The 7,354-nt window shown below is 63.3% G+C and carries 6 protein-coding genes; 3 read left to right on the top strand and 3 right to left on the bottom strand.

Annotated features, from left to right (window positions below; genetic code table 11):
• Positions 1-53: 53 nt before the first annotated feature.
• Positions 54-725, top strand: coding sequence for an IS1595 family transposase (locus tag NOV74_RS07155; protein ID WP_257309989.1), 672 nt, complete (start codon positions 54-56; stop codon positions 723-725).
• Positions 726-1,146: 421 nt separating this feature from the next.
• On the opposite strand, the gene NOV74_RS07150 is transcribed toward NOV74_RS07155, so the two are convergent.
• Positions 1,147-2,049 carry a hypothetical protein gene (locus tag NOV74_RS07150; protein WP_257310535.1) on the bottom strand — a complete coding sequence of 301 codons (903 nt, stop codon included), beginning with the start codon at positions 2,047-2,049 and terminating at the stop codon, positions 1,147-1,149.
• 166 nt (positions 2,050-2,215) lie between these two features.
• A complete protein-coding gene (locus NOV74_RS15330; protein ID WP_306672302.1) occupies positions 2,216-3,277 on the bottom strand; it encodes a helix-turn-helix transcriptional regulator in 1,062 nt (353 codons plus the stop codon).
• 171 nt (positions 3,278-3,448) lie between these two features.
• Here NOV74_RS15330 and pssA point away from each other — a divergent pair, with 171 nt between their 5' ends.
• Positions 3,449-4,765, top strand: coding sequence for a CDP-diacylglycerol--serine O-phosphatidyltransferase (gene pssA / locus NOV74_RS07135; protein ID WP_257310529.1), 1,317 nt, complete (start codon positions 3,449-3,451; stop codon positions 4,763-4,765).
• A 112-nt stretch (positions 4,766-4,877) separates the two neighbouring features.
• On the opposite strand, the gene NOV74_RS07130 is transcribed toward pssA, so the two are convergent.
• Positions 4,878-5,513, bottom strand: coding sequence for a hypothetical protein (locus tag NOV74_RS07130; RefSeq protein WP_257310527.1), 636 nt, complete (start codon positions 5,511-5,513; stop codon positions 4,878-4,880).
• Between the two features lie 118 nt (positions 5,514-5,631).
• Between NOV74_RS07130 and NOV74_RS07125 the strand changes: the two genes are divergently transcribed.
• Entirely contained in the window at positions 5,632-7,320 is a 1,689-nt protein-coding gene (locus tag NOV74_RS07125) for a DUF4382 domain-containing protein (RefSeq protein ID WP_257310525.1), read from the top strand.
• Positions 7,321-7,354 lie beyond the last annotated feature (34 nt).

Below are 7,354 nucleotides of genomic sequence, written 5' to 3'. Positions count from 1 at the left end.
GGGTCTTAGGAAGCAAACAGGATAGGTGAGAGCATGGAAGCCGCGCCGATCCTATGGAAAACAAGTACTACACCCGTTCAAAGATTTCCGAGGCGAAATTCCGCCACCTCGTGAGGTGCTTTGCGCTCGATCTGACGGCGACGGAGACGGCCGTGATGACGGGGATCAGTTTGCGTTCCGTGAACGCGATCTACCTCCGCATCCGTGGACGCATGGCTGAGGCCTGCGAGCGCCAGTCGCCCTTCTCCGGCCAGGTGGAAATCGACGAGTCCTATTTCGGGCCTCATCGGGTCCGTGGAAAACGAGGCCGAGGTGCCGGAGGCAAGACCATCGTCTTCGGCATCCTGAAGCGCGGAGGTCAGGTGTTCACCCAGGTGGTTCCCAATTGCAGCAAAGCCGCACTGCTGGGGGTCATCCGAGGTCACGTGAAGCGGAAAACCACCATTCACAGCGACGGTTGGAAGGCTTACGACGGTCTCGTGGATATGGGCTACCAGAAGCATCACCGGGTCAACCACGGCGCCAATGAATTCGCCCGGGGGAAGAGCCACATTAATGGCATCGAGTCCTTCTGGAGCTACGCCAAGCGCCGCCTCGCCCGATTCAATGGCATCTCCAAGGCGACCTTCCACCTCCACCTCAAGGAATGCGAGTTCCGCTTCAATTGCCGCCATGAGGATCTCTACCAGACCCTCCTCAACCTGCTACGCTCTCATCCGCTTTGACCCTGTTTGCTTCCTAAGACCCCTTTTTGTTTGAACGCGGCGTTCAATTTCGAGGATGTTCAGAGAAAATCCCCTTCATCCCTTCTATCCCTGTTCAAAAAGATCTTATGAACAGGGATAAAGGGGATGGACGGGATCAACTGCTATCGACCGGAGAGGAACAGTGAGGGCCGGTGAGACGGCATACATCCTACTCACCGGCTCTCAATGTGACTCACCGGTGGAAAGAATTTCTTGGATACTCGGCACTTTTCCTCGCCCCTTTTGGTCGATTCTCCTCCTTATTTATGCCTGATCACATATCAAAGAGGGGTCATTGAAGTTCCTATTCACAGGGGGAGAACGCTCATTCTCCCTTGCCCGGGTTCAACAAAGGGGGTCCATTGATATTTTGAGCCGAACTGGAGATGGAGCTTGAACACTAGGTTTCATCATCAGCTCGAAGCACTCGTTGTTTCCCGAAAGCCAATACATCCCTGCGAAGAGCACGGAACGCATCCGAATTCGCAACTCGATCTGGGTGATCCCTGAAGGTTTGGTTGATTCGCTGTTTTTGCCGTACAGAAATTCTTAGCTGTACTTGGCTGCATCGAATCATTCGGTATTTCAAGTAGTTGCCGACTCCAGCCGGAAGTTGATATGCGGAAGGGGTGATTCTTCCTCCCTTGACCCTGACCTTGGTGCCCATCCAGTCTTTCGGCTTATCCACTTTGATGAAACCGAAGAAAAGAAATCTCGGCAACTTCACATAGACGTAACAGGTGCCTGGGCTCGAAGCGATGTCCATCTCAGGATTCCGCTGAGCCCAGCGATTAAGGTTTGGGGGAGCTCCTCCGGGCCAATCGCTGATCTCTCCATGAAGCGGAAGAATATGTTGCTCAAATTTGCCTGGGTGGGGGACTTGTCCTAACAGGAAGAGGCGCCATCTTTCCAATGCTTCAATCAAGGCTGCTTTTTGCTGATCATCAAAGTGCGTTAACTCACCGCGTGAACAAAGGAAATGTGCAGCTCTCCAAGATAGGGATACAGCGAATTTCAACATCCATGGACCATACTCAACGGATACCTTTTCTTCAGAGCACAGTGGATGAAAGACTTCATTTGCAAATGGGGTCTCGGCCTCTTCAGCTAAGAGCTGCTCGCAGCAGCCACAAAGCCAATATTCCTTGACACCATCCTGGGCGCGAAGATTTGGTTTGTCGCTGAAACGCAGATATCCGGTACCAGAGGTTTCCTTGAGCCATCGGAATACAAAAGCCGGAATTATATGGCTCTCCTTCAGTTCTCGATGCTGGAGACAGAGGCGGCAGATTGCCTGAGGCATGTAATAGCATAACAAATTCTAGCTTCATCTAATTGTCTTTGTTGTTCGTGGCTTAATTCAATTTACCGAATCGGTGGAGGAAGAATATAACATCCAAACAGACGTTAGGAATGAATGTTCCGAATCGCTGAGCGTGATTTCCGAGGCTCAGGATTAATCTGGATCATTACTCGCGATATTTTGCCGCCATGGTCTTCAGCGTCGCGGCCATATGGGTTCGTAGCGCCTTCGGTTCCAGCGCTTCGGCATCACTACCGAGCTGGAGGATGTAGCGGGTGGGGCCGTACAGGTCCGTGGCCCTGAAGCTCAGCAGCACCGTGCCACCCTTCTCCTTGCGCACTTCGACGCGGGGGAGGGCGGGGGGGGCGTCCAGGAGGGCCTGGGGCCAGTTGGAGCCGCCCACGCGGACCTTCACCTGGAAGGGCGCGGCGGGGCTGAACCAGCCGCCGATCTGGAGATCGCGGGCCTGCTCCAGGGGGCGCTTGTCGGGGATGAGGCCGCGCCTGGGGAGGGCCTTGGCCTCGACGATGCGGGCCAGGCGGAAGTGCCGGGGCTCCTGCTTGGCGGGGTCCCACGCCAGCAGGAAGGCGCCGCCGGAAAACACGTCGTGGGTGAGGGTGAAGGGCACCACCGTCCGGGCGCTGGTGCGGCCCGTGGAGGCGGCGGCATAGGTCAGCTCCAGCTCGCGGGGGCCTTCCGGATGGCCCAGGGCCATGAGCACCTGGGTGAGCATCTTCGTGTCGAGGGCCTGCTGGTCGTCAGCGCCGCCCCGCACACAGACGTGGGACTGGAGGGCGTCGAAGAGGCTCCGGTCGCGACTGCTGAGGTGGCTGTCCGCCAGGGCGCGCAGGCCTTCCAGCTGGTCGTACCACATCTCCGTGGCCGTGCCCTCCAGGGCCATGAGCGCCACTTCCAGGGCGAGCCGGGCGTGGGGCGTGATCTTGCTGTCCCAGTCCGGGGCCTTCTCCAAGGTGAAGTGGATGACGGCGGGCCGGCCTTCGCGTTCCTTGCCGAAGCGGGCGCCCTGGTCCTCCAGCAGCGTGATGGCGCGGTCCACGGTGCGCATGGCCACGCCGCCCAGCTTCCGGGCCAGCCCAGCCTTGGTGACGCCGCGATCCCCGGCATCCCGGATGGCCTCCAGCACCGCCTGGAGGCGCTCAGGCTTCACGAGGCTGGCCCCGTCGGGGCGGGGGGATTCAGGCGTTTTGCGGGACACGGAGCGGACCATGGGGACCTCCAAGTCCAGGATTGGCCAGTGACTGTCGAAGGGCAAGGGGAAGTCGAGGCCTAGTCGGGACAGCCGCTATCATGGGGCATGGAAGCGTCGGCAAGCTCAGCCTCGGGTCGTCTGGCTCACATGTTCCGGCGAGGCCGGGCCAGGCGGGCGGGCCATGTCCCCATGGACGGCCTGCCGGCGATCGCCATGAGCGCCAAGGCCGTGCAGGTGCTCTCCGGGCCTTCCGCCTTCCGATCGGAGCTTCTGGAGCGCATCGCGGGCGCCCGGCGCCGGATCATCCTGGTCTGCCTGTATCTCCAGGACGATCCGGCCGGGAGAGAGATCATGGAGGCCCTGTATGCCGCCCACCGGGCGAACCCCGGGCTGGACATCCAGGTTCTGGTCGATCAACACCGCGCCCAGCGAGGCCTCATCGGGAAGGCCAAGAGCTCAGGCAATGCGGCCATGTACCGGGAATTCGCAGCCAGGTATGGGCCTGGTGTCCGGATCCTCGGTGTGCCTGTCCACAGCCGGGAGCTCTTCGGCGTGCTCCATCTGAAAGGGTTCATCTTCGATGACAGTGTGCTGTACAGCGGCGCGAGCCTCAACGACGTGTACCTGGGCCGGGACGGACGCTACCGGCTGGACCGGTACCATCTGTTCGAGTCCAAGCCCCTGGCGGATTGCCTGGCGGAGTTCGTCCGTGCCACGTTCCTGAACCAGACGGCCGTGACCTCCTTGAACGATCCGGCCGACGCCCCCGCCGAGGGATCGGCGCATGATCTGCGAACCTTCCGGCGGGAGCTGCGGGCCTCCCAGTACGTCTTTGAAGGCGGCCCGGTCCGTTCCAACGAGGTGGCCGTCACGCCCATGGCCGGTCTGGGCGCGGGCAACCGGCTCAATGAAACGATTCTGGCCCTGGTGAAATCCGCCCAGCGGAAGCTGGTCATCTATACGCCCTACTTCAATCTGCCGGGGGAATTGCGCCGGGTCTTGTCCCGCCAGCTGGCCCAGGGCCGGGAAGTCACCATCGTGGTGGGCGACAAGGCCGCCAATGACTTCTTCATTCCACCCAGCGAGCCTTTCAAGGTCATCGGCCTGCTGCCCTACCTCTACGAGGCCAACTTGCGGCGCTTCACCAAGGCCCACCGGCAGGTCATGGCCGATGGCCGGTTGAAGGTCTACCTGTGGCACCACGCCGACAACACCTTCCACATGAAGGGCCTGTTCGTGGATGACAAGATCGCGGTGGTGACCGGGAACAACCTGAACCCCCGGGCCTGGAACCTCGATCTGGAGAATGGCCTGGTGATCCAGGATCCGCATGGGCTGCTGCGCAGCCAGCATGCCCGGGAGCGGGCCTCCATCCTGAAGCACGCCACGCGCCTGGCCGGCTTCCAGGATCTGGAAACCCCCAGTGCCTACCCACCCAAGGTTCAGCAGGCGCTGAAACCCATGAACCGTACCCGCATCGACCGGCTGCTCAACCGGTTGCTGTAACGCTCCGAGGATGGGGCGTCCTCAACCCTCAGGTCCCTGGGTGCGTCTGACGGCGGAGGTGGCGGGATACCGGACCGGGCAGGGCCCTGCCCCGGGACGAGGGGCGTTCGCGCTAGGGCGTCCAGAACCCGGAGAAGGGTTCGAGGTCCCAACCGGCCTCCGGGCGCCGGAATCGGGCCAGGAGCCCTTGGGCGGCAGGGGCCTCGGCCACCAGCACGGCGTGGCCACCGGCGTAGAGGAGGCTCCAGAGGGCCGCGCGCAGGGCGGGTTCGCCCAGGCGGGCCAGGGGAAGCTCGACCCGGGTGTCGTGGTCCCAGCCGAGGGTCGTGTTCAGGCGCCGCAGGCGCAGCATGAGCTCGCCGTGGGTGAGGCCCCCACTGAAGGGCGTTGCCTCGGTGAGCTCGTGCTCGCAGGCGTGGTAGGGGCCGCGGCCGTCCTGGTTGTTGAAGTGGGGGCCACCCAGGACCTCCGGCGGCACAGGTTGCCCGGCCGGATCCCAGGCCAGGCCCGAGGCGGCGGCGGCCAGTTCGGCGGCCCAGTCCCAGGCCGTGCGAGTGCTGCTGAAGATGGCGGAGGGCGACGAGGTGGCCAGCAGGCCCAGCGCCACCCCTTCGGTGCGGTTGCGGAGCTGGGCGTACGTGAGGGTCCCCCAGTCGGCAGTGGTCAGGGCCGGCCGGCCTTGGAGTCGCGCGGCGCGTTGGATGAGGAGGTCCCGCAGGGTGGAGGCCATGAAGCAGTGTCGCAACATCGGGGACCAGATCCGCAAAATGAACAGGGGTGATCAACCCTTTCTCCGGCGGGTGGGTCAGAGGGGTATCCGCTTTCCCATCCCATCCGGAGCCCGGCTCCGTCCCCTGGAGATCCCCATGCGTCCCGTTCTTCGCACCTTCTCCGTGCTGGCACTGCCCTTGTCCCTCACGGCCCTGGCCCTGAGCGTGGCCTGCGGCGGCGGCTCCTCCAGTTCCGCCAGTTCCACCACGCCCATGGGCACGGCGGCCGTCATCCTCACGGACGCCCCGTCGGACCAGTGGTCCGCCGTCGAGGTGGTGGTGACCCAGGTGGCCTTCCTGAACAAGGCCGACCACACGAAGGAGGTGGTGGCCTTCCAGGGCGCCAGCGCCAAGATCAACCTCGTGGACCTGGACAGCGTGGGTGAGCTGCTGGCCTCGGACCAGATCCCCGCGGGTACCTACGATGCGTTGCGCATCAGCATCGACCCGACGAGCGTGAACCTGGTGAAGGCCGATGGCACGGTCATCCCGCCCAGCCAGGTGAAGGTGGCGGGCAGCAGCGTCCTCGTGAACCTCAGCGCAGATTTCGTGGTGACGGCCAACGGCAGCAACGCCGTGCAGCTCGACTTCGACCTGGCGCATCCGCTCTTCCTGGTACAGCTGCCGGACGGCACCTGGGTGATGAACCTCCAGGTCAAGCACCGGCCCATCGCCAACGGCATGACCGGCGTGGCGCAGCTCATGTTCCGCCACCGCAAGGGCACCATCGCCTCGGTGGGCACGTCGAGCTTCGTGCTCCATACGGACAGCGGGAACGACTTGATCGTGAATGTGGGAACAGGCGCCTGGTTCTTCGACGCCGACACGAAGACGCTCGGCAGCCTCGCCGGTCTGGCCGCCGGGAAGTACGCCCTGGTTTCCCTGCGCATGCAGCCGGATGGCAGCCTCTGGGCCGTGCGGGTGTGGTACAGCGTGAACCCCCTGCAGGCCTGGTCGCCTGAGGGCCATGTCTACGGTGTAGATCAGACAAACAGCCTCATGGTGGTCAGTTCTGCCAACGGCACGCCACGGACCATCGCCATTGATCCGGACACAGCCTTCACCTATCACATGACCCAGACCTTCGGCACGGGTTCGGCAGCCCTCGCCAACCTGTGGACGGGCTTCAAGGTGCAGGTCCAGGTGAAGGATCCCCTGGCCACGCCCATGCACGCGCAGTCCGTGAACATCCAGCGCGCCGTCGACGGTGGGCGGATCAGCGCGGCCTCCACCAGCAGCTTTACCTACCAGCACGCCAGCGGCGACCACCTCCACGCCTATGACAGTGCCTTCGCCTGGTGGTACGTCGGCTTCCCGGGCCTCGCCTCCACCAATGTGGGCGCCTTCGCCTCGGCCTGCTCCGGCATGGGCGCGGGCATGATGGGGACGAGCACGCTCTCTCCGGACCTGATGCCCCGCGGCCTGAGTGACCTGGTGTGGAACGGCGGCACCAGCGCCTGGGACGCCGCCAGCGCCATCTTCATGCCCGTGGCGTTGCCGCAGGGCACCATCAGCACGTCCTACAACGGCGGCCAGCTGGGCTACACCTTCGTGGACGCCACCGCCACCACCCAGACCGTCACCGTCACCCTGAACACCACCGTGGGGATGCAGCCCCTGGTGCTGGCGGTGGCCAAGCAGTCCGGGGTGATCACAGTGACGCCGGTGGCTGCGGCCTCCTGGGCCACGGCGCTCGTCTCGTCCGCCCCGTCCCGTGTGGCCGTCGTCCCCAAGCCGGACGGCACCTATGCCGCCTGCGCGGTGGTGGTGTTCACGGGATTTTGAGCCAAGCCAGGTCCCAATAGGAAGCGGTGCCTCG

The sequence above is a fragment of the Geothrix fuzhouensis genome, from assembly GCF_024609325.1.
GTDB classification, from domain to species: domain Bacteria; phylum Acidobacteriota; class Holophagae; order Holophagales; family Holophagaceae; genus Geothrix; species Geothrix fuzhouensis.
Note: the sequence above shows the minus strand (reverse complement) of the source record. Positions and strands in the feature narration are given on the sequence as shown.